Origin of the sequence: Photorhabdus hindustanensis, assembly GCF_002968995.1 — a bacterium.
Taxonomy (GTDB): Bacteria; Pseudomonadota; Gammaproteobacteria; order Enterobacterales; family Enterobacteriaceae; genus Photorhabdus; species Photorhabdus akhurstii.
The window spans coordinates 1-21,666 of record NZ_PUWT01000023.1; the positions used below are offsets into that span (position 1 = coordinate 1).

Genomic DNA, 21,666 nt, shown 5'->3' on the forward strand with positions numbered 1-21,666 from the left:
GCGAAGCAAATCGCCATTTTGGCATTCATAAAGTGCAGTTASYGGAAGATAAAATAATATCTACCTTTGTAGGAATTGAGGAACAATTACCATGATAAATATCAAGCAATACTTATCGATCTTATCAGTGATTTTAATATCAGGCTGTGCTGATCCAAATGAGCCGCTTTCTCCTCCTAAAGAGAATCAATGGCTCACCGTAGAAGGGGTAGCGCCAAAATATACCAAACCTCATGTGTCCGCGGAATATATTTCGAAAAATTGCCTTAAATATCGTCTGGATTCCAATATGTCGCCTTTTAAAGTACCGACTTATAACGGATTACGTTTGGAGGATATAAAGGCTGATCCGCAAACTGGTTACTTTCAGGCGAAATTACCTTTTAATGGTGGAGGCCGATGTAAGTGGAAGATTGATCGAGCCTTTGTGTCGGTCAGTTATACCGATGTCCACCATCTGGTGAAAGATGCGGTGCCCTATGGGGGAACAGGTTTGATCGCATTTATCAATGATGCAGTTCAGACGAATATTAGCGAAATTCCCGCATCGGATACGATTAATTTTAGCCCGGTTATTTACCCCGTTTTAGAAATGGCTGAAGGATTTCCGAAAAGCGTATCCTTGCAAGGTGAAGTTAGTATGTATCCCTTTAGGTTGAAGTTAACACCGGACGCTAAATGGAAAATCACCTATAAACCTAAACTAGATGAAACCAAAATGCCAAAAATTACGGTAACTAATGGGAGAGGCGAATGGGTTGAATATCCCAATGGAAGAATTGACCTCCATCGCCAAACGATAGACTACTGGAAGATAAAATAATATCTACCTCTGTAGGAATTGAGGAAAATTTACCATGATAAATATCAAGCAATTTACTAACTTACTTAAACACCAAAATCAAAAATAAGGAGTCCATATGAACGATGGATTACACTTTCTTTGTCATATTACCGATTTGCCGGAGAAAACTTTTGCGGTAGCTGAATTTTCTTTACAGGAGGAGTTATCTGAATTATTTACCCTATCCTTAACGCTGGTCAGTAAACGGGCCGATATTGATCTGGAATCACTGTTATTACAGTCTGTGAAATTCCGGGTGGTTTTCAACGATATTGAGCAACGTCAGGTTAGCGGCATTATCTCACAGGCTATACGGGGGGATACGCATGCGCATCGTACCATTTATCACCTCACCGTCCAGCCCGCGCTCTGGCGGATGAATTTGAATCAGGACAGCCGGGTTTATCATCGGCAAAGCGTGCCGGAGATCCTCAAGAGTTTGCTGAAAAAACATGGCATCCTGTTCGATTGCCAACTGGATGAATTTCATTACACACGGGAATATGTGACGCAGAAACGGGAGTCCGATTACGCCTTTTTTGCCCGGTTAGTTGCCGAAGAGGGGCTGAATTTCTGGTTTGAAGACGACAAGCTGTTTTTCAGCGACAGCCATTTAGGGATGACGGCCAATTTACCGCTGGTCTACAACCCGCAGATAGAGACGGCCACGGAAATGAATGTGGTTAATCAGGTGCGTCTGGGGGTCTCCATGACCCCGAATCGGGTCATTTATAAGGACTATAATCCCCAGAATCCCGCTTACCGCCTGACGCATCGGGCCAATATCGATCCCCGTGTCGAGGGGCAGAAAACCTTGTTTGAGCTTTTTGAAAGCTACGGCCGCTTTCAGAAAGACGCGCAGGCGAAACCGTTTGTCCAGCGCCGTCAGCAGGCTGTCGAAAATCAACGTCAGGCCGGCTGCGGGCAAAGCAACTGTTTTAAACTGATGCCCGGTAAAATCTTTGAGCTTAACGAACACCCGGTTGACGCCATGAACACCCGTTGGCAAATCGTCACTATCCATCATCACGGCAAATGTCCGCAGGCATTGCAAGAACAGAGCGGAGAATCAGGCACTTATTTGCACAACGAATTCAGTTTTATTTCGGGTTATCGAGACTGGCGAGCGCTATACCGTTACAAACCGCTGGCGGACGGTGATGAAGTGGCCACCGTGGTCGGCCCGGAAGGCGAAGAGATTTATGTCAATGAAGAGGGGTGTATCCGCATCCATTTTCACTGGGATCGTTATGATAAAGCCGATGAAAACGCCACCTGCTGGGTACGATTCGCGCAAGGCTGGAATGGCAGCGGTTACGGTTTTATGGCGGTTCCCCGTATCGGTCAGGAGGTGATTGTTTCTTATCTGAACGGCGATATTGATCGCCCGATTGTCACCGGTTGCACCTACAACGGTTCAAACCGGCCGCCGTTAAATTTACCCGCGGAAAAGACCCGCACGACATTTAAAACCCAAACCCACAAAGGGGAAGGTTTTAATGAATTGCGCTTTGAAGATGAGAAAGACCGGGAGGAGATTTACCTGCGCGGGCAGAAAGATCTGACCGCCCATATTCAGCACGACGCTTACTGGCATATTAAACATGACCATAAACAGCGCATCGATAATAACCGCTATAGCGAAATTTCAGTGGATGATCATCAGCATGTCAAAGGCTCGGGGAAGTACAGCACCGATGGCGATGTTTCACACCGTATCTCAGGCAGTCAGCATTTACAGACCGGGGAGGCGTTGGTGGCGGAAAGTGGTCAGGAAACGCACCTAAAAAGCGGCGGTAAGATGGTGTTGGAGGCGGCGTCAGAGATTACCTTAAAAGTCGGCGGCCATTTTATCCGGTTAACTCCCGGCGGTATTCTGACTTCCCCCAATTTGTTGGTCGGGCAAGGTTCAGCCGGTACCGGGCGTGGTTTATCTTTACAACTGCCAGAGAGTGTAGAACCTCTGCCTGATGTGAAATCTCCAGTTAAACGGATTTGTGCTTTGCAAGCTCAGAGAGAAGTTAATCTAACTATTAATAACCAGGAGGATGAATGAACATTTCCATAAACTGGCAACAATGGCTGACTACGCCTAATAAGCCGCCTGTTTTCTTTATGCTGAATTCACTGGCGGAACCTAACCCGGTGGCGCTCTTTTATCGCAACGACTGGGTAGAGCAGGCTTTTCCTTTGTATAGCGGTACACCGATGGACCACATATTGGCGCAAGGTCCCTGGCTGGTTCAGCCCAAGTCAGGTTGCCTGTCAGTAATCGGTCATCTGCTTGATAGCCAAACTCTGAGCGATAACAGTTGGGGATGGGCTTATCGCAGTGAGGATTTATGGACGCAACAGCTTAATCATTGGCGTTCACGCCAGCAAGTGATATTGCGGGAGAGGCAAGTGATTTTGCGCAGTATGGACCCGCGTATTCTCGGTCAGTTATTACCCGCAATGATCGTCAGCGATTGGTCGGCATTTTTGACACCGGTGAGTGAGTTGATGATCGATATACCCGAACCACAGATTTATTATCGGCCTGAAAATTGTGGTCAAGGTGGCAGTGAATTACCCTTTATTTTGGGCGATCATTTATCGCATGCCTGGCATCATTCCGACTACGCCTTGAAAGGGAAAGCATTTGTGATCAGTAGTGATATGTGGGAAAACCACGGTGAATTAGCTGAAAAACTAAATGAGCCAGAAGGGAAATTACAGGAACGGATTATTGATTGGCTGAAATCGCGTTTAGAAAGTGGAGATGATATTAGTCACCTGACCAGTGCAGATTATTTACAGACGCTCGATGAACAATATACGGCCGCTGGATAGTGTATGATGGATAATAACATCTTGCGAATTTATGGAGATTATTGAAAGAGTGGTTGTGTTGGCGCCATCAAATTTCATTTTGTTACAAATCGAGGGTATTATTTGAGGCTTGGAACGGTGGCAAGCCTTTAAAACTCTTGGGCTGTTTGGCGCCAATTTATAGCATCTTAACTGGGATAATATGACACATTTTTCTTCTATTGTTGCATTACAGGATTTAGTGGCTGATCTGGCAATATTTGAGCAAAAATTGGCACGGTTCAAACAGCGGCTTAATTTGAATGTTGAGCAATATCAAGCAGATCATATCTCCTTACGTTGCCACGATATCTCTGTAGCCGAGCGTTGGCGTAAAGGTTTTTTGCAATGTGGTAGTTTGATGTCAGAAAGTATCATTAATGGACGTCCAATCTGCTTGTTTGATTTAGAACACCCCATCGCGGTGCTTAATTGGCAAATCGATTGTGTTGAATTGCCCTATCCTGGCAAGAAAACTTACTTGCATCAGGGATGGGAGCATGTGGAGCTGGTGCTGCCAGTGGCGCCTGTGATTTTATCAACAGCGGCAAAAGCATTATTACCGCAACCTTTGCCGACAGGTTTTTCTGTCAAAGAGAGTCAACCCAAAGGGGAACAAGAGCGGTTGCCTAATCCTACTTTAGCTGTCACTGATGGTGAGATCACCGTCAAATTTCACCCATTTACATTGCGTGAAGTTGTTAAAAGTGAATGCCTGGCTACATAAGTTAAAGTGATATCGCTATGTGAGGCCGGCAAGAAACTCTAGTGCCTGCGGGTGGCGTGCCACCATTTTAATCAGTAATACAGCTTGTTTATTCGGTTTAGCCCGCCCTTGTTCCCAGTTCTGGTATGTCGTTTCACCGGTGTGCAGGTACTGGGCAAAAACAGCTTGAGAAATATTCAGTTTACTCCGTATGGATTTCAACTCATCTGGATTGATGGAGATATCGTTTTTTAACCTCCTCTTATGCGTTTTCAATGTGAGTTTGCTTTCATTAGCCTCTTCCCAAGCTTTCATTCCTTCATTGAGTTCTGCAAATAGATCACGGTTCATTTATGCTCCTTTTTTTCTCATTTCTAACATCTTACGCAAGGATTCGCATTGTTCTTTAGTTAAGTCTGACATCTCATCTTTATCGTAGATAGTGAAAAGCATGAATTGCGATTTAGATGTCCACCAATAGTAAATCACCCGAATACCGCTCCGTTTTCCCTTTTTTCTTCGGGAATCTGTAAAACGCACTTTACGTAATCCGCCGGTATGTTGGATGACGTCCCCTGCTGTTGGATTTTTCAGCAGTATATTTTGGAAGGATCGAAACTCCTCATCACTCAGGTAGTTATGGCGGTAGCGTTCAAAAGGTGGTAGTTCAATAAAAACAGCTTCCATCACTTATCCATCTGTCCCCAACTTGAGTATAATATACACCCAAGTTGGGGATAGTTAAACAGAGTTAACCCGAAGGGAAAAAAAGCGGTTGTTTAACCCGACCTTGGCTATCATTGATGGTGAGATCACCGTCAAGTTTCACCCATTTACATTGCGTGAAATTGTTAAAAATGAGCACTAGTCGGCAAAATTAACTTTTTCATCCTTGTGATCCAGATAAAAGTTCTGACCTTGTGATTTCCTACAAATCATCGGCAATAATTAGATGTCATAGTTAGTGAATTGAATTACTGAATCGCTTAGATTCATTGATTGCTCGTTAATGACTAGGTGTCCAAGGAACTTCTGATGACAAAGTTAGAAATTTGTTGTTTTAGCGTAGGTTGCGCATTAATCGCACAACAGGCTGGTGCTGACCGGATAGAGTTATGCGCCAGTCCGGCGGAAGGGGGATTAACACCGAGTCTTGGTACGTTGAAGCAGGCTATTGAGCAATTAACTATTCCTGTACATCCCATTGTACGTCCAAGAGGTGGTGATTTTTGCTACAGTCACTCAGATTTTGAGGTGATGAAAAATGATGTTGCTCAGATCCGTGATATGGGATTTATGGGCGTGGTTTTTGGTGTGTTAGATGAAGAAGGGCATATCGATTTGCCCCGCATGCAACAATTGATGGCGCTGTCTGGCGATATGGCCGTCACTTTTCACCGTGCATTTGATATGTGTTTTAATCCTTATGTGGCACTGGATCAACTCACTCAGCTTGGTGTTAAGCGAATATTGACTTCCGGTCAGCAACAGAATGCCGAATTGGGATTACCTTTGTTGAAAGAACTGCATCAAGCCAGTCGGGGGCCAATTATTATGGCAGGTGCGGGTGTTCGTATGAGTAATATTCATAAATTTATTGATATCGGGTTAACGGAAGTTCACAGTTCGGCAAGCCGGATTATGCCTTCTACCATGACTTACCGCAAAGCGGGGGTGACGATGAGCGCCGACAATGAGGTGGATGAGTTTTCACATTATTGTGTTGATGGTGGTGTGGTGGAGGTGATGAAAGGGATGCTGAGTTTGACTTTATTTGAATAGCCTATTATGAACTGGCCCAATTTTGGGCCAGTTCGCAAAATCAGGGCTTACGGGCGATCAGTACCGCTCGCAGAGGGGCGGGATAACCCTCAATGGTTTTACTGCTATCAGTAGGATCAAGAAAATCAGATAACGATTCAGTTCTCATCCAGGTTGTACGACGTTGCTCTTCTGTGGTTGTTACCGCTTGATCGGCAATTTTCACATCGACAAAACCGCACTTCTCCAACCAGATTTTCAACATTTTTGCCGAAGGAATGAAATAGACGTTGCGCATTTGAGCATAACGTTCACCAGGGATTAAACAGGTATGTTCATCTCCTTCAACAACCAGGCTTTCTAATACCAGTTCACCATCGGCCACCAATTGGTTTTTCAATTGCCAGAGATGGTCAAGAGGAGAGCGGCGGTGATAGAGAACGCCCATTGAAAAGACGGTATCGAAAGCAGCTAGTGCCGGTAATTGTTCAATGCCCAGAGGTAAGAGATGGGCGCGTTGATCATTGCCAAGTAATTTTCTGACAGCTTCAAACTGGCAGAGGAAGAGCTGAGTTGGATCGATACCAACGGCAAGTTCAGCCCCTTCACCCACCATCCTCCACAGGTGATAGCCGCTGCCGCAACCAACATCAAGAATTGTCCGGCCGGTTAGTGGAGAAATATGAGGCAGTACCCGATCCCATTTCCAGTCTGAACGCCATTCAGTGTCAATATTTACACCGTAAAGAGAGAATGGACCTTTGCGCCACGGCATGAATACTCGCAATATATTGGTGAGGCAAATTTCTTCACCTTCGGATAGGGGAGGATCACGTTCTGCGATTACGCCATTTTTCAAATCTAATTGGGTCGGTGAAATTGCGGGTAGGTTTTCCAGGGTTTTTACCCATGATTTAAAACTGCCGTGCAGGGCCGCTTTTTGCCATTCTTGCAGTTGAGCAGGAAGGCAATTAAGCCAATGCTGGAGGTTATTCTTGGCAATAATTTGATAAAAACTACCGAAATCGATCATTTATCGGCCCCTTTTATCGCCAGCAGTGATCCAAAGTTGAAACACTGAAACCAGACTTCAACATGGTTAAAACCGGATTGATGGAGACGGGATTTGTGGGTTTCTACAGAGTCGGTCAGCATTACATTTTCAAGCATGCTGCGTTTCTGGCTGATTTCCAGCTCGCTATATCCGTTAGCACGCTTGAAATCGTGGTGCATATCAAACAGCAACTCACCGATTTGTTGATCTTCAAGGCTGAATTTCTCTGATAAAACTAAAACACCACCGGGACGTAATCCCTGATAAATCCGGTTAAGTAAACCTTGTCGATCTTGCGGGTTGAGGAATTGTAAAGTGAAATTCAACACGACCATCGAAGCATTTTGAATATCAATATCAAGAATATCGGCCTCAATGACTTCAACCGGTGTTTGTGCTCGGAAAGCGTCGATATGACGACGACAGCGTTTCACCATTGCCGGGGAATTATCAACGGCGATAATTTTGCAGTTTTCAGCGGCAATATTGCGGCGCATTGCCAGGGTTGATGCGCCTAAGGAACAACCCAGGTCGTAAATTTGACTGTTTGATGTCACAAAACGACCGGCCAGCATACCAATCATGGAAACAATATTTGAATAACCTGGCACGGAGCGTTGGATCATATCAGGGAAAACTTCGGCTACCCGTTCATCGAAACGCCAGTCTCCCAGATTGGCGATGGGAGCGGCAAACAGGCTATCCCTTTGATGGTAAGGATCTTGATTTGACATAACAGCATTAATTATCAGAAAAAATAGAGGGTGGCATTCTAACAGATGTACAGCTTGACCTTGAACCAATTTTCTCTGTGCTTAAAAGTAGTGAATAATGGAAATATTTGAGGAATTTAAGTGTGGTATAAAAATCATATCATGGCGTGATCAATCCTTGATTTCATGAGTCAGTCAGCATTAGGGGAGCTTTGGGTTTTATATAAAAAAGTAAAGATGCATTGAAAAGCACCTTTAAATGACCTATTGCTTGTTTACGTAAAAGAGTGAGGTGGTGTATGGCATATCAAATCTTAACAAACTTAGCGGCAAGTATTACCGATTTGAAACGTAACCCAATGGGGACATATTTGCAGGGGAAGGTGAAGCGGTCGCAATCCTGAATCGGAATGAACCTGCATTCATAGGGAACCACTATGGTTAGAATAACAGGCAGCCGAGTTTGCTGCCTGCTATTTTAGTGCCAGTACTATTCGTTTCGTTAGTAGAGAGAAAATATTTGTTCCCAAGGCAAGTAGTAAATATTCGTCATCACCATTAATACGATGGAAAGATAAGTTGCTACCATGCCTGAACGCCGCCAATAGAATTCACGGTGGTGCAGGCCATAATAATGCAAGACTCTGCCGGTGAGCAGAATCAAACCACAGACATGTATCATCCAGACATTTGAGCCGTTCATCTCCATCATGACCAGCAATAACATAGAGATGGGGATATATTCCACCGCATTACCGTGGATGCGGATCGCTGTTTGTAGTTCGTAAAAACCACCATCTCCATATGAGACACGATATTGTGTTCTTAACTTAACCACATCAAAAGACAGCTTAATCAATAATAGTGCGCCCAACACAACATAAAGCGAGCTAACCATTTTTAACTCCATTGCCTAACCGAAATTGGCCAATTAAGTTATGATAAACCCCAAAAATAAAACTGTCGCTATAAATAGATGGGAATTGAAAATAAATTGCCTGATTATCAGACATCAAGCAATGGTATTGCATCGGGATATTGCCTGCCCTTATCTCTGAGTAGAATTTCTATTATAATGGCGGCCTTTTTTCCGCAGCAACAGCACAACAGCCGAGTAAAAGGATATTGTATGCGTACTGATTATTGTGGGCAGTTGAATCTGACCCATGAAGGCCAGAAGGTGACTCTTTGTGGTTGGGTAAACCGCCGCCGTGATCTGGGTGGCTTGATTTTTATTGATATGCGTGATCGTGAAGGGATCGTTCAGGTATTTTTTGACCCGGATCAGCAAGCCGCATTTTCTCAGGCTGCTGAACTGCGTAATGAATTCTGCATTCAAATCACCGGTACTGTACGCGCTCGTCCTGACAGTCAAATCAACAAAGATATGGCTACCGGTGAAATAGAGGTTTTTGCGGAAAGTTTAAATATCATCAACCGTTCCGAACCTCTGCCTTTGGATAGCAATCAGACGAACAGCGAAGAGCAACGCCTGAAATATCGCTATATTGATCTGCGTCGGCCTGAAATGGCAAATCGCCTGAAAACACGCGCTAAAATCACCAGTTTTGTTCGTCGTTTCATGGATAATCAGGGTTTCCTGGATATTGAAACGCCAATGTTGACTAAAGCAACCCCCGAAGGCGCCCGTGATTATTTGGTGCCAAGTCGTGTTCATAAAGGCAAATTTTATGCCTTGCCTCAATCCCCGCAGTTATTTAAACAATTGCTGATGATGTCCGGTTTTGACCGTTATTATCAAATTGTTAAATGCTTCCGTGATGAAGACTTGCGAGCGGATCGCCAGCCAGAATTCACCCAGATCGACGTGGAAACTTCCTTTATGACTGCTGAGCAAGTAAGGGAAATGATGGAAATGATGATCCGCGAATTGTGGCTTGAAATTGAAGGTGTTGATCTGGGGCATTTCCCGGTGATGACGTTTGCGGAAGTGATGCGTCGTTTCGGTTCTGATAAACCTGATCTGCGTAACCCATTAGAGTTGGTTGATGTTGCTGATCTGGTTAAAGAGGTAGAATTCAGTGTTTTTGCTGAACCGGCGAATGACAGTAAAGGCCGCGTAGCTGTGATTCGGGTACCAGGTGGTGCTGAACTGAGCCGTAAGCAGATTGATGAATATGGCAAATTCGTTGGGATTTACGGCGCAAAAGGGCTGGCGTGGATAAAAGTCAATGTACGTGCCGCCGGTTTGGATGGGGTTCAAAGTCCGATAGCCAAGTTCCTGAATGCAGAGGTGATTGAAGGTCTGCTTTCCCGTACTGATGCACAAGATGGCGATATTTTGTTCTTCGGCGCCGGTAGTGTGAAAGTGGTCACTGATGCCTTGGGAGCGTTGCGTCTGAAATTAGGGCGCGATCTGAACCTGACAAAATTGGATAGCTGGCGGCCATTGTGGGTTATCGACTTCCCAATGTTCGAAGATGATGGGGAGGGTGGTCTGACCGCTATGCATCATCCGTTTACTTCACCGTGTAATATGTCAGCGGAGGAGTTAGAGCGAGATCCGGTTTCGGCCATTGCCAATGCTTACGATATGGTGATTAACGGCTACGAAGTCGGTGGCGGCTCGGTGCGTATTCACCGTAATGAAATGCAACAGGCGGTGTTCCGTATTCTGGGTATTAATGAGCAGGAACAGCAGGAGAAGTTTGGCTTCTTGCTGGATGCGTTGAAATTTGGTACGCCTCCCCATGCAGGTTTGGCATTTGGTCTTGACCGTTTGGTGATGTTGCTGACAGGAACGGATAATATTCGTGATGTTATCGCATTCCCTAAAACCACCGCCGCTGCTTGTTTAATGACGGAAGCGCCAAGTTATGCTAATTCGGCGGCACTCGAAGAGTTATCAATCTCTGTTGTTGCCAGAAAAGAGAGTGAGTAATGGTTTATAAGCGCCCTGAGTCTGTGCTGGTGGTTATTTATTCTTTTTCCAGCCGACGGGTGCTGATGTTACAGCGGCGGGACGATCCTGGCTTTTGGCAGTCTGTGACTGGCAGCCTTGATGGAGACGAAACGCCGTGGGAGACAGCGTTGCGCGAAGTGCGAGAAGAAATCGGTATTGATATCATAGGTGAAAATCTTGAATTGATAGATTGCCGACGTTCTCTCTATTTTGAGATTTTTACCCACTTGCGTCATCGCTATGCTCCAGGAGTCACCCGTAATAAAGAGTACTGGTTCTGTCTGGCATTGCCGGAAGAGCGAGAATGCCTGTTGACTGAACATCAGGCTTACCAGTGGCTGGATGCGGATAAAGCAGTAAAGCTCACTAAGTCGTGGAGCAATCGGCAGGCGATTGAAGAGTTTGTGATTGAATAAGTTTATTAGACGTTTTATCGGAGAACCTTATGGCAGGTCATAGTAAATGGGCCAACACCAAGCACCGCAAAGCTGCACAGGATGCGAAACGCGGTAAGATTTTCACCAAAATTATCCGGGAGTTGGTAACGGCAGCCCGTCTGGGTGGTGGAGATCCGGCATCTAACCCACGTCTGCGTGCCGCGATTGATAAAGCACTGTCCAACAATATGACCCGCGATACTTTGAACCGTGCTATCGCCCGTGGTGTTGGCAACGATGACGCGGATAACATGGAAACCATCATTTATGAAGGTTATGGCCCGGGGGGAACCGCGGTGATGGTTGAGTGCTTGAGTGATAACCGCAACCGTACCGTTTCTGACGTTCGTCATGCTTTCACTAAAACTGGTGGTAATCTGGGCACTGATGGCTCGGTTGCTTATTTGTTCACCAAGAAAGGGGTGATTTCTTACGCGCCGGGACTGGATGAAGATGCGGTGATGGAAGCGGCGTTGGAAGCCGGCGCTGATGATGTAGAAACCTATGATGATGGCGCGATTGATGTTTACACTACGCCAGAAACGTTTGGTGACGTGAAAGATGCGTTGGATGCAGCGGGTTTTGTGGCTGAATCAGCAGAAGTTTCGATGATCCCTTCCACTAAAGCGGAATTGGATGCGGAAACCGCACCTAAGTTATTGCGCTTGATTGATATGTTGGAAGATTCAGACGACGTACAAGAGGTTTACCATAACGGTGAAATCTCTGATGAAGTTGCTGCTTTGCTGTAATTTCGATTGGGTTGTATAGCGTAGAGAAAGTGTGCTGTGGTACAGGACACTTTCTCTAACGTTTTTATCTCCTTATATTAAAGGTGATAATTAAAGGCGAATAAACAGAATATGGCGATTATCTTAGGTATCGACCCAGGTTCCCGCGTCACTGGCTATGGCGTGATCCGTCAGCAGGGGCGTCATTTGAGCTACCTTGGCAGTGGTTGTATCCGAACAAAAGTTGATGATCTGCCTAGCCGGTTACAGCGTATTTATGCGGGTATCCTTGAAATTATTACGCAATTTCAACCGGATGCTTTTGCCATCGAGCAGGTTTTTATGGCAAAAAACGCCGATTCAGCGCTGAAATTAGGACAAGCGCGGGGAGTTGCGATTCTTGCCGCCGTTAATCAATCTGTACCGGTTTTTGAATATGCGGCTCGGCAAGTGAAGCAAACGGTTGTCGGAACCGGGGCGGCTGAAAAAAGTCAGGTTCAGCATATGGTGCGCTCTGTGCTGAAATTGTCTGCTAACCCGCAATCCGATGCGGCAGATGCATTGGCCATTGCGATAACCCATTGTCACTTTAATCAGAATCTTTTGCGGGTTGGCGATCCCAGATTAATCTTGGCGCGTGGGCGTTTAAGATAACGGCTGGATATGCATCCAGCTTTTTTTATGTTATAACCATAAGTAGAACAATCAGTTTTATTTTTTAGGGGGTAAACGAGTGATAGGGCGTCTCAGAGGAATTGTGCTGGAAAAACAACCACCCTTGGTTTTACTGGAAACGAATGGCGTTGGTTATGAAGTCCATATGCCAATGACCTGTTTTTATGAATTGCCTGATGCCGGACAGGAAGCCGTTCTGTTTACTCACTTTGTTGTACGTGAAGACGCGCAATTACTTTATGGTTTTAATGATAAGCAGGAGCGGGCGCTATTCCGTGAATTAATTAAAGTGAATGGCGTAGGGCCTAAATTGGCGTTGGCTATTCTTTCGGGCATGTCTGCGCAGCAATTTGTTTCTGCCATTGAACAAGAGGCGATTGCTTCTTTGGTTAAACTGCCGGGTGTGGGCAAGAAAACTGCTGAACGGCTGGTGGTTGAAATGAAAGATCGCTTTAAAGGGCTTAATGGCGATCTCTTCAATCAGAGCAGTGATATTAATTTGCCGGCAACGGCCGAACAGACAAATTCTGATGCGGATAGCGAAGCAGAAGCCGCGGCGGCATTAGTCTCTCTGGGTTACAAGCCACAAGAGGCCAGCCGCATGATAAGTAAAGTCGCTAAATCGGGCGCTGATTGTGAAACACTTATCCGCGAAGCACTTCGCGCCGCTCTTTAAGTTACAGGAGTAAGCCATGATTGAAGCTGACCGTCTGGTTTCCGCGGAAGTTTTACAAGACGATGAAGCCATTGATCGCGCAATCAGACCTAAATTGTTGTCTGAATATGTTGGGCAGCCGCAAGTCTGTGAGCAGATGGAGATTTTTATTCAGGCTGCCAGATTGCGTGGTGATGCCCTTGACCACCTGCTGATTTTTGGTCCGCCGGGGTTGGGGAAAACAACGCTGGCGAATATTGTTGCCAATGAGATGGGGGTTAATCTCCGTACAACTTCTGGCCCAGTTTTAGAAAAGGCGGGCGATCTGGCGGCAATGTTGACCAATCTTGAACCTCATGATGTGTTGTTTATCGATGAAATTCACCGTTTGTCGCCGGTGGTGGAAGAAATTCTCTATCCGGCAATGGAAGATTATCAACTGGATATTATGATTGGCGAGGGACCGGCAGCCCGTTCGATCAAAATTGATTTGCCTCCTTTTACCCTGATTGGGGCTACCACTCGCGCAGGTTCCTTGACTTCGCCACTGCGTGATCGGTTCGGTATCGTGCAGCGCCTTGAATTCTATAATGTGGACGATTTGCAAAGTATCGTTTCTCGCAGTGCTCGTTTTATGGGGGTCGAGATCACTGACGATGGCGCCCGGCAGATTGCCATGCGTTCTCGTGGGACGCCGCGGATTACAAATCGTTTACTGCGCCGGGTGCGTGATTTTGCTCAAGTGAAAGGGAATGGCGCGATTGATGGCAATATTGCCGCCAGAGCGCTGGATATGTTGAGCGTAGATGCTGCCGGTTTTGATTATCTGGATCGTAAGTTACTGGTTGCCATCATTGATAAATTTATGGGCGGTCCGGTTGGGGTAGATAACCTTGCCGCTGCCATTGGTGAAGAGCGGGAAACGATTGAGGATGTGTTGGAACCCTTTCTGATCCAACAGGGTTTTATTCAACGTACTTCCCGTGGACGAATTGCCACCGAACATGCTTATCGCCATTTTGGCGTGGTCAGAGATCAGGAATGAGTTGTTTAATTACCTGAAAAATCGGGATGGGTACTCCTGCAAGGGAAACCTATCCCGCTCTCCATGACTGGGTTGTACCCACTCAGTGGATCAATTTTTTGCTTTACTGATCAGGCTGATAATAAACATTACCGCAGCGCATAGCACGACAGATGGCCCTGCTGGTGTGTCGTAAACGGCGGAGAACGCTAATCCGCCGGTGACAGCAAGCATACCAACCGCAATGGCAATACCGGCCATTTGCTCCGGTGTACGGGCAAAACGGCGAGCAGTTGCTGCCGGGATAATGAGCAAGGAGGTGATAATCAGCGCGCCGACAAACTTCATTGCCAGGCCGATTGTCAATGCTGTTACCAGCATTAACAGTACTCTTAACCGCTGTATTTTAATACCATCCACAAAAGCCATTTCCTGACTGACGGTGACAGAGAGCAGAGCGTTCCATTGCCAGAACAGAAGTGTGGCGACAATGGTGACGCCGATGACAATCAACCAAATGTCTTCATAGGTGACTGACAACAAATCACCAAACAGATAAGCCATCAAATCAACTCGCACATTAGACATCAAACTGACAACGACCAGCCCTAATGATAGTGCGCTGTGAGCCATAATCCCCAACAAAGTATCGATTGCCAGTTGAGGGCGTTTCTCCAACCAAACCAGCATCATTGCCAGTATCAAAGTGACAGCGATAATCGCGTAAAAAGGGCTAATATTTAGCAATAATCCGAAGGCAACGCCCAGTAATGAAGCATGAGCCAGAGTATCGCCAAAATAGGACATTCTGCGCCAGACAACAAATGAACCTAATGGTCCGGCAGCAATAGACAATAATACGCCGGCCAACCAACCGGGGAATAGTAATTCAATCATGAGTGGCATTCCCTGTTATTTTCCAAGATAATTTTCCCTTTCAAATCATGGTGGTGATTATGTTGGTGGCGATATACTGCCAATTGTTCAGCACCATGATGACCAAACATAGCGATAAATTCAGGATGAGTTGAAACAACTTCAGGTGTGCCGGAACAGCAAATATGTTGATTAAGGCATAAAACTTCGTCTGTTTTCGCCATAACCAGATGTAAATCATGGGATACCATCAATACAGCACAATGCAATTCGGTTCTAATTTGATTGATTAGATCATAAAGTGCCAACTGACCATTAACATCGACCCCTTGTGTTGGTTCGTCAAGGACTAATAATTGCGGATGATTTAATAGCGCTCTGGCTAATAAGACCCGTTGGTTTTCCCCGCCGGATAATTTTTGCATGGGTTGCTGCAATAGATGAGCAGCGTTCACCCGCTCTAGTGCTGGCAATATATCGACAGATTTTACGCCGGGTTTTAGCATCATAAAGCGTTTGACTGTTAATGGCAGAGTGGGATCAAGATGTAACTTTTGTGGAACGTAGCCGATTTTCAACCCAGCGGTATGTTCAATTGTGCCGGATGATGGTTCGACAAGCCCCAAAACAACACGAACTAAAGTTGATTTACCGGCACCATTGGGACCTAGCAAAGTCAGAATATTCCCTCGTTGTAAACTAAGAGAGATATTGTTTAATACCTGACGGTTGTCGAAGGTAACAGCAACGTTTTTTAAAGTGATGAGTGTTGGCATGCTAAATATATCTTGCGTGAACATTGAGATGTTATAATATAACAATTCTTGCTTCTGTCCACGAGATATTTACATTATGTTACACAAATCATATAAACTAGCGCACAAGTTTCTCTGTAAGGCCGCGATTACTGCTGTTTTCATGTCAGGGACGATACAATCGGCTAATGCTGATGTTGTGACATCAATTCGTCCGTTAGGTTTTATTGCTGCGGCAATAACTGATGGTGTAACTGATACGCAGGTACTGTTGCCTGATGGGGCATCACCGCATGATTATGCATTGAAACCGTCTGATCTTAAGAGAATTAACCAGGCAGATTTAGTTGTGTGGGTTGGACCTGAGATGGAAATCTTTTTGTCTAAACCGTTAGCCAAAGTGCCACAAAATAAACAGTTAGCTTTAGCACAATTGCCAACGATTAAACCATTATTGCTGAAAAATAATGAAGATTTACCCGAGCCGGATCAGCATCAACATGAAGAAGGTCATGAGCATCATTCTCATGGTGAATATAATATGCACATCTGGCTATCACCAGAAATAGCAAAACAGGTTGCACAGGGGATTCATGACCAATTACAAGTGCGTTTTCCGCAGAAAAAAGCAGCGCTGGACGTAAACCTACGTAAATTCAATGCTCAGCTTGCGCAAACTGACAAAAATATTGCTAATATTCTTAAGCTGGTGCGTGGTAAGGGGTATTTTGTTTTTCACGATGCTTACGGCTATTTCGAGCGGCATTATGGTTTGACTCCATTAGGACATTTTACGATTAATCCTGAAATACAACCTGGCGCACAAAAATTACATCATATACGAACACAATTGGTTGAGCAGAAAGCAATTTGTATTTTTGCTGAGCCACAATTCAGGCCGACCGTTATTAATGCTGTGGCGAAGGATACGGGAGTGCGTATGGGCACCTTGGACCCGTTAGGAAGCCGCATCGTATTGGATAAAGACAGCTATATGAAATTTATAACTCAGTTGTCGGAACAGTACATGAGTTGCCTGAATTAAAGTAATAAGGAATTCAATGAGTGCAACAGATAGTTAAAACTATCGTTCTGGTGTATAAGGAGTTACCGCGACCACATAAAATTATGTTGGGTTCGCTGACTGTAGCAACATTGGTTGTCACTATGTGGCAACCTATTGCTTATCATCATGAACAAGAACAAGAAGAAACCACAGTCGGCAGCATTGCCATTAATCCTTCCGTAGATAGCGATGAGATTATTGCAGATAGCAGTGAACAGCTACCGGACGAAGGTATTCCTGATGAAGAGACGAACTCAGAGGTCACGGCTCAAACTCCGCATGAATATATTGTCTCCGACGGTGATACCCTCAGTAATATTCTGACCCAATTTGGTATCGACTCTTCTGATGTCGCGTTACTCGCGAGTCAGCATAAAGTGTTACGGGGGCTGAACATTGGCCAGCCGTTGTCATGGACAGTCAATGAAGCGGGTGATTTGCAAACTCTGACTTGGGGTGTTTCCCGCCGTGAAACGCGCATTTATACCCGTGAAGGCGATCTGTTTAAAGAAACCAAAGAGTTTCAGAAAGGGGAGTGGAAAAACAGCGTCGTTGTTGGCGTTGTTGATAGTAACTTTACCAGCAGTGCTTTAAATGCCGGCTTAACCAGCAGTGAAGCTCGTGAAGTCACCAAGGCGCTGCAATGGCAAATTGATTTGCGTAAATTACATGAAGGTGATCGCTTTTCTGTATTGCTGTCCCGTGAAATATTGGATGGTCACAGTGAACAGAGCCAATTACTTGGTGTTCGCCTAAACAGTGGTGGTAAAGATTATTATGCTATCCGGGCGGAAGATGGGCGTTTTTATGATCGTCAAGGTTCCGGTCTGGAGCGCGGATTTTTGCGTTTTCCAACTACTAAGCAATTTCGGGTATCTTCCCAATTTAATCCTCGGCGTGTGAATCCAGTCACTGGTCGGGTTGCGCCACACAAAGGGGTGGATTTTGCTATGCCAGTGGGAACGCCTATTTTGGCGGTGGGTGACGGTGAGGTGATTGTTTCTAAATATAATGGAGCCGCAGGTAACTTTGTTGCCATTCGTCATGGACGCCAATATACCACGCGTTATATGCACCTGAGAAAGCTGTTGGTGAAACCAGGGCAAAAGGTAAAACGGGGTGATCGTATTGCGTTGTCCGGTAGCACCGGTCGTTCTACGGGTCCGCATTTGCATTATGAATTCTGGATCAATCAGCAGGCGGTAAATCCATTAACGGCGAAATTGCCGCGCTCTGGTGGTTTGAGTGGTAAAGAACGCTCAGAATTCCTGGCAACGGTAAAAGAGGTCACGCCTCAGCTTCTGTTAGATTGAGTTTAATTGTTCATTAGTAACAGACTTTAAAGCGGATGATTGCTATCATCCGCTGTCGTTTTATTTATGTTCAGAAAAAGGTGTGTTGATATCGTTGATATAGCCCCCTGTACATGTGAAATGAACAATGATCTTTTTGTTTTAAAAGAGTTAGCTCATGTATAAAGAAACAGATACAGACAGTAAAGTTGGTTATGTGCCGACATTTCATAAATCTTACCTGCATCCTCGTTACTGGGGGTTATGGCTGGGCATTGGTGCGTTGGCCGGGCTGGCTTACCTGCCGGTTAAAGTGCGTGATCCTCTGCTGGCTAAAATAGGCTGGTTGGCGGGTAAGTTAGCGAAAGGGGCACGTCGTAGAGCAAGAATAAATCTGTGTTACTGTATGCCGGAACTGACGGAGCAACAGCGTGAGGCATTGATTGATGAGATGTTTTCTACCGCACCTCAACCTTTTGTTATGTTGGCTGAACTTTGTCTGCGTGGTACAAAATCAGCTTTAAGTCGGACTCATTGGCATGGTGAAGAGATTATTCTTCAACTGAAAGAGCGGGGGAAAAATATTATTTTCATGGTCCCGCATGGTTGGGCTGTGGATATTCCGGCGATATTACTGACAGCCAATGGACAGAAAGCAGCGGCGATGTTTCATCATCAGAAGAACCCTGTAGCCGATTATCTGTGGAATAAAGTGCGGAGTCGCTTTGGTGGCCGTTTACATTCCCGTGACGCGGGCATTAAACCTTTTATTGCTACTGTTCGCCAGGGTTACTGGGGATATTACCTTCCTGATCAAGATCATGGTGAGGAACACAGTGAGTTTGTCGATTTCTTCGCGACATATAAAGCGACATTACCGGCCATTGGGCGGTTGATGAAGATTTGCCGTGCGGCTATTGTGCCGCTGTTTCCGGTTTATAATTACCGTACCCATCAACTTGATATTTATATTCGTCCACCGATGGATGATATTGATGGCAAAGATGACGCTTTTATTGCTCGCCGGATGAATGAAGAATTGGAGCAACTGGTACGACCAAACCCTGAACAATATACCTGGATACTTAAATTACTTAAGACCCGGAAAAAGGGGGATATTGAGCCGTATAACAGAGAAGACCTGTGATTTTCGTTACAAAGATGTAGAGGCTTGAAAGTTTGTATTGTCCCCCTAATATTGGACGTGGCATCCAATGATTAGGGGGGGTTGTGACGAGGCATTTATTACTATGATGCATTACTATAAGCAATTAGGATTACACGAAATGTTATAAAAGACGGTAAAAGTCTGTTTTACCGTCGAGTTACTGTTGGATTAAATGGGATGCGCCACTTTTCTCTATCTAACCAAATCCCCCGAAAACTTTGCGCAAAATGTTGTAGCGCTTTATTCCACTTCAAGAATACGACAGGTGTTAGTGCTGCCAATTGTCCCCATCTGATCACCCTGAGTAACCAGAACAAGGTCGCCGGAAACCAGATAACCTTTATCGCGCAGACGATTAACCGCTTCATTGGCCGCTGTAATGCCGTCAGTATGACTGCTGCAATAAACCGGTGTAACGCCACGGTAAAGTGCTGTTTGGTTTAAGGTTTTCTCATGACGGGACATAGAGAATATAGGGAGACCAGAACTGATGCGAGACATGATACGAGTGGTGCGGCCTGATTCAGTCATGGCGATAATGGCTTTAACCCCATTTAGGTGGTTTGCCGCATACATGGTAGACATCGCAATGGCTTCTTCGATACTGTCAAAAGTTGTGTCTAGCCGATGTTTTGATACATTAAGGCCGGGCATTTTTTCTGCTCCGAGACAGACTCGCGCCATTGCGGCGACCGTTTCGGCAGGGTATTGGCCCGCTGCGGTTTCAGCGGAGAGCATTACGGCGTCAGTACCGTCGAGAACGGCGTTTGCCACATCCATCACTTCTGCACGAGTAGGCATTGGGTTGGTGATCATAGATTCCATCATCTGAGTCGCGGTAATCACTACACGATTTAGCTGACGGGCACGGCGAATTAATTTTTTCTGAACGCCAACCAACTCTGGATCACCGATTTCTACACCAAGGTCACCACGAGCAACCATGACGACATCAGAAGCCAGAATGATTTCATCAATGGTTTTATCACTGCTAACGGCTTCTGCGCGTTCAACTTTCGCCACGATCTGCGTTTCACAGCCCGCGTCTCGCGCCAGACGGCGAGCATAGTTAAGATCTTCTCCGGTGCGAGGGAAAGAGACAGCAAGGTAATCAACGCCGATTCTGGCCGCCGTAATAATATCTTCTTTGTCTTTTTCAGTTAGGGCTTCCGCAGATAATCCACCGCCCAGTTTATTAATGCCCTTATTGTTAGATAGCGGGCCACCTACAGTGACTTCCGTGAAGACTTTCATGCCCTGAACTTCTAATACTTTGAGTTGAACACGTCCATCATCCAGCAACAAAATATCACCCGGTACAACATCCGTGGGCAATCCTTTGTAATCAATACCGACTTTCTCCTTATCGCCTTCGCCTTTACCAAGATTGGCATCAAGCAGAAATTTATCTCCGACATTCAGGAAAATTTTGCCCTCTTTAAACGTTGATACGCGGATTTTAGGCCCTTGAAGATCGCCAAGAATAGCGACATGGCACCCCAAGCGGGCTGCGATCTCGCGGACTTTGCTGGCTCGCTGGAGATGATCTTCGGCGGTACCGTGGGAAAAGTTGAGGCGGACTACATTTGCACCTGCAGCAATAATCTTTTCAAGATTATTATCGCGGTCGGTAGCCGGACCAAGTGTAGTAACAATCTTAGTTCTTCTGAGCCGTCTGGACATGTGTTACTCCGTTGACCTGTGAGTACTGGTATTGGTTATATAAAAATAATCAATAATCTATTAATTATCCTATAAAACGAGTAAAAAAACTCTTCGGCAATCCAACTATCAAGGCTGTTTATAGATTACTTTTGTGACCCGTATCAACTTATCATGATACTTTTCGCTGTAGTGCCCATTGACCGTTGTCAACTATAGGGGAACGACAGGGGGAACGTTTTACACAATCGCTATGCCCTAGCGAATCAGTTAACCATTTTTAACGGATATTTATTGCCGCATTTCTATCCTATCACGATTTGTTGCCGATTTATCAATAATCTAATAGCTCTAGAGGTTTTGATAATGAAAGTGGTAGTGATTAGGTTTACTGGAATCTGGCAATACTTGGGGTTGGAAGAGGTGAAACGTCCAGGATAGGTATGCTGTGAAGTATGTAAATGTTAAGCCCTC

Annotated in this window: 22 protein-coding genes and 2 pseudogenes; 16 read left to right on the top strand and 8 right to left on the bottom strand. The window is 45.3% G+C overall.

Annotated features, from left to right (window positions below; genetic code table 11):
• Positions 1-91 precede the first annotated feature (91 nt).
• The 4 genes from C6H66_RS08925 to C6H66_RS08940 all read left to right on the top strand — a co-directional run bounded on the left by C6H66_RS08925 (position 92) and on the right by C6H66_RS08940 (position 4,421).
• A complete protein-coding gene (locus C6H66_RS08925; protein ID WP_105395389.1) occupies positions 92-823 on the top strand; it encodes a hypothetical protein in 732 nt (243 codons plus the stop codon).
• 97 nt (positions 824-920) lie between these two features.
• The gene (locus C6H66_RS08930) at positions 921-2,900 is read left to right on the top strand and encodes a type VI secretion system Vgr family protein (protein WP_105395390.1); all 1,980 of its coding nucleotides are present in this window, start codon (positions 921-923) and stop codon (positions 2,898-2,900) included.
• A complete protein-coding gene (locus tag C6H66_RS08935) occupies positions 2,897-3,676 on the top strand; it encodes a DUF4123 domain-containing protein (RefSeq protein WP_105395391.1) in 780 nt (259 codons plus the stop codon). The genes C6H66_RS08930 and C6H66_RS08935 overlap by 4 nt, the downstream gene beginning before the upstream one ends.
• A 181-nt stretch (positions 3,677-3,857) precedes the next feature.
• Positions 3,858-4,421 carry a VOC family protein gene (locus C6H66_RS08940; protein WP_105395392.1) on the top strand — a complete coding sequence of 188 codons (564 nt, stop codon included), beginning with the start codon at positions 3,858-3,860 and terminating at the stop codon, positions 4,419-4,421.
• A 15-nt stretch (positions 4,422-4,436) separates the two neighbouring features.
• Here C6H66_RS08940 and C6H66_RS08945 read toward each other — a convergent pair whose 3' ends face one another.
• Positions 4,437-4,751, bottom strand: a complete 315-nt coding sequence (locus C6H66_RS08945) for a helix-turn-helix domain-containing protein (RefSeq protein ID WP_105395393.1) — start codon at positions 4,749-4,751, stop codon at positions 4,437-4,439.
• Positions 4,752-5,087, bottom strand: coding sequence for a toxin (locus C6H66_RS08950; RefSeq protein WP_105395394.1), 336 nt, complete (start codon positions 5,085-5,087; stop codon positions 4,752-4,754).
• 76 nt (positions 5,088-5,163) lie between these two features.
• Here C6H66_RS08950 and C6H66_RS08955 point away from each other — a divergent pair.
• Positions 5,164-5,268 (top strand): annotated as a pseudogene (locus C6H66_RS08955) (VOC family protein); the annotation flags it as partial.
• Between the two features lie 167 nt (positions 5,269-5,435).
• A complete protein-coding gene (cutC, locus tag C6H66_RS08960; RefSeq protein ID WP_046395062.1) occupies positions 5,436-6,182 on the top strand; it encodes a copper homeostasis protein CutC in 747 nt (248 codons plus the stop codon).
• Positions 6,183-6,222: 40 nt separating this feature from the next.
• Here cutC and cmoB read toward each other — a convergent pair whose 3' ends face one another.
• Positions 6,223-7,194, bottom strand: coding sequence for a tRNA 5-methoxyuridine(34)/uridine 5-oxyacetic acid(34) synthase CmoB (cmoB, locus tag C6H66_RS08965; RefSeq protein ID WP_105395395.1), 972 nt, complete (start codon positions 7,192-7,194; stop codon positions 6,223-6,225).
• Positions 7,191-7,949 (bottom strand): carboxy-S-adenosyl-L-methionine synthase CmoA, encoded by a 759-nt coding sequence (cmoA, locus tag C6H66_RS08970; RefSeq protein WP_036775710.1) that lies wholly within the window; start codon positions 7,947-7,949, stop codon positions 7,191-7,193. The genes cmoB and cmoA overlap by 4 nt, the downstream gene beginning before the upstream one ends.
• A 278-nt stretch (positions 7,950-8,227) precedes the next feature.
• On the opposite strand from cmoA, the pseudogene C6H66_RS08975 reads away from it, so the two are divergent.
• Positions 8,228-8,352, top strand: a pseudogene (locus C6H66_RS08975) (plasmid stabilization protein); the annotation flags it as partial.
• A 78-nt stretch (positions 8,353-8,430) separates the two neighbouring features.
• Here C6H66_RS08975 and C6H66_RS08980 read toward each other — a convergent pair.
• Entirely contained in the window at positions 8,431-8,826 is a 396-nt protein-coding gene (locus C6H66_RS08980) for an MAPEG family protein (RefSeq protein ID WP_036775538.1), read from the bottom strand.
• A 231-nt stretch (positions 8,827-9,057) separates the two neighbouring features.
• On the opposite strand from C6H66_RS08980, the gene aspS reads away from it, so the two are divergent.
• The 6 genes from aspS to ruvB all read left to right on the top strand — a co-directional run bounded on the left by aspS (position 9,058) and on the right by ruvB (position 14,394).
• Positions 9,058-10,830 carry an aspartate--tRNA ligase gene (gene aspS, locus C6H66_RS08985; RefSeq protein WP_105395396.1) on the top strand — a complete coding sequence of 591 codons (1,773 nt, stop codon included), beginning with the start codon at positions 9,058-9,060 and terminating at the stop codon, positions 10,828-10,830.
• A complete protein-coding gene (gene nudB, locus C6H66_RS08990) occupies positions 10,830-11,267 on the top strand; it encodes a dihydroneopterin triphosphate diphosphatase (RefSeq protein ID WP_036806429.1) in 438 nt (145 codons plus the stop codon). The genes aspS and nudB overlap by 1 nt, the downstream gene beginning before the upstream one ends.
• A 29-nt stretch (positions 11,268-11,296) precedes the next feature.
• Positions 11,297-12,040, top strand: a complete 744-nt coding sequence (locus tag C6H66_RS08995; protein WP_036806426.1) for a YebC/PmpR family DNA-binding transcriptional regulator — start codon at positions 11,297-11,299, stop codon at positions 12,038-12,040.
• A 111-nt stretch (positions 12,041-12,151) separates the two neighbouring features.
• Positions 12,152-12,673, top strand: coding sequence for a crossover junction endodeoxyribonuclease RuvC (gene ruvC / locus C6H66_RS09000; protein ID WP_036806423.1), 522 nt, complete (start codon positions 12,152-12,154; stop codon positions 12,671-12,673).
• Positions 12,674-12,752: 79 nt separating this feature from the next.
• Positions 12,753-13,370, top strand: a complete 618-nt coding sequence (gene ruvA, locus C6H66_RS09005) for a Holliday junction branch migration protein RuvA (RefSeq protein WP_036806420.1) — start codon at positions 12,753-12,755, stop codon at positions 13,368-13,370.
• Positions 13,371-13,386: 16 nt separating this feature from the next.
• On the top strand, positions 13,387-14,394 hold the full coding sequence (ruvB, locus tag C6H66_RS09010) for a Holliday junction branch migration DNA helicase RuvB (protein ID WP_036806417.1): 1,008 nt from the start codon (positions 13,387-13,389) through the stop codon (positions 14,392-14,394).
• A 90-nt stretch (positions 14,395-14,484) separates the two neighbouring features.
• On the opposite strand, the gene znuB is transcribed toward ruvB, so the two are convergent.
• A complete protein-coding gene (gene znuB, locus C6H66_RS09015; RefSeq protein ID WP_046396356.1) occupies positions 14,485-15,270 on the bottom strand; it encodes a zinc ABC transporter permease subunit ZnuB in 786 nt (261 codons plus the stop codon).
• Positions 15,267-16,025, bottom strand: coding sequence for a zinc ABC transporter ATP-binding protein ZnuC (gene znuC, locus C6H66_RS09020; protein WP_046396357.1), 759 nt, complete (start codon positions 16,023-16,025; stop codon positions 15,267-15,269). Before znuC ends, znuB begins: the two co-directional genes overlap by 4 nt.
• Positions 16,026-16,101: 76 nt before the next feature.
• On the opposite strand from znuC, the gene znuA reads away from it, so the two are divergent.
• The 3 genes from znuA to lpxM all read left to right on the top strand — a co-directional run bounded on the left by znuA (position 16,102) and on the right by lpxM (position 19,509).
• Positions 16,102-17,049 (top strand): zinc ABC transporter substrate-binding protein ZnuA, encoded by a 948-nt coding sequence (gene znuA, locus C6H66_RS09025; protein ID WP_046396358.1) that lies wholly within the window; start codon positions 16,102-16,104, stop codon positions 17,047-17,049.
• Between the two features lie 20 nt (positions 17,050-17,069).
• Positions 17,070-18,383, top strand: a complete 1,314-nt coding sequence (gene mepM / locus C6H66_RS09030) for a murein DD-endopeptidase MepM (RefSeq protein WP_046396359.1) — start codon at positions 17,070-17,072, stop codon at positions 18,381-18,383.
• 157 nt (positions 18,384-18,540) lie between these two features.
• Entirely contained in the window at positions 18,541-19,509 is a 969-nt protein-coding gene (gene lpxM / locus C6H66_RS09035) for a lauroyl-Kdo(2)-lipid IV(A) myristoyltransferase (protein WP_046396360.1), read from the top strand.
• Between the two features lie 261 nt (positions 19,510-19,770).
• Here lpxM and pyk read toward each other — a convergent pair whose 3' ends face one another.
• The gene (gene pyk / locus C6H66_RS09040; protein WP_040150507.1) at positions 19,771-21,213 is read right to left on the bottom strand and encodes a pyruvate kinase; all 1,443 of its coding nucleotides are present in this window, start codon (positions 21,211-21,213) and stop codon (positions 19,771-19,773) included.
• Positions 21,214-21,666 lie beyond the last annotated feature (453 nt).

Bases quoted from the DNA above. Each gene is read 5' to 3' on its own strand.
- C6H66_RS08925 (WP_105395389.1), top strand. From the start codon at position 92: ATGATAAATATCAAGCAATACTTATCGATCTTATCAGTGATTTTAATA.
- C6H66_RS08930 (WP_105395390.1), top strand. From the start codon at position 921: ATGAACGATGGATTACACTTTCTTTGTCATATTACCGATTTGCCGGAG.
- C6H66_RS08935 (WP_105395391.1), top strand. From the start codon at position 2,897: ATGAACATTTCCATAAACTGGCAACAATGGCTGACTACGCCTAATAAG.
- C6H66_RS08940 (WP_105395392.1), top strand. From the start codon at position 3,858: ATGACACATTTTTCTTCTATTGTTGCATTACAGGATTTAGTGGCTGAT.
- C6H66_RS08945 (WP_105395393.1), bottom strand. From the start codon at position 4,751: ATGAACCGTGATCTATTTGCAGAACTCAATGAAGGAATGAAAGCTTGG.
- C6H66_RS08950 (WP_105395394.1), bottom strand. From the start codon at position 5,087: ATGGAAGCTGTTTTTATTGAACTACCACCTTTTGAACGCTACCGCCAT.
- cutC (WP_046395062.1), top strand. From the start codon at position 5,436: ATGACAAAGTTAGAAATTTGTTGTTTTAGCGTAGGTTGCGCATTAATC.
- cmoB (WP_105395395.1), bottom strand. From the start codon at position 7,194: ATGATCGATTTCGGTAGTTTTTATCAAATTATTGCCAAGAATAACCTC.
- cmoA (WP_036775710.1), bottom strand. From the start codon at position 7,949: ATGTCAAATCAAGATCCTTACCATCAAAGGGATAGCCTGTTTGCCGCT.
- C6H66_RS08980 (WP_036775538.1), bottom strand. From the start codon at position 8,826: ATGGTTAGCTCGCTTTATGTTGTGTTGGGCGCACTATTATTGATTAAG.
- aspS (WP_105395396.1), top strand. From the start codon at position 9,058: ATGCGTACTGATTATTGTGGGCAGTTGAATCTGACCCATGAAGGCCAG.
- nudB (WP_036806429.1), top strand. From the start codon at position 10,830: ATGGTTTATAAGCGCCCTGAGTCTGTGCTGGTGGTTATTTATTCTTTT.
- C6H66_RS08995 (WP_036806426.1), top strand. From the start codon at position 11,297: ATGGCAGGTCATAGTAAATGGGCCAACACCAAGCACCGCAAAGCTGCA.
- ruvC (WP_036806423.1), top strand. From the start codon at position 12,152: ATGGCGATTATCTTAGGTATCGACCCAGGTTCCCGCGTCACTGGCTAT.
- ruvB (WP_036806417.1), top strand. From the start codon at position 13,387: ATGATTGAAGCTGACCGTCTGGTTTCCGCGGAAGTTTTACAAGACGAT.
- znuB (WP_046396356.1), bottom strand. From the start codon at position 15,270: ATGATTGAATTACTATTCCCCGGTTGGTTGGCCGGCGTATTATTGTCT.
- znuC (WP_046396357.1), bottom strand. From the start codon at position 16,025: ATGCCAACACTCATCACTTTAAAAAACGTTGCTGTTACCTTCGACAAC.
- znuA (WP_046396358.1), top strand. From the start codon at position 16,102: ATGTTACACAAATCATATAAACTAGCGCACAAGTTTCTCTGTAAGGCC.
- lpxM (WP_046396360.1), top strand. From the start codon at position 18,541: ATGTATAAAGAAACAGATACAGACAGTAAAGTTGGTTATGTGCCGACA.
- pyk (WP_040150507.1), bottom strand. From the start codon at position 21,213: ATGTCCAGACGGCTCAGAAGAACTAAGATTGTTACTACACTTGGTCCG.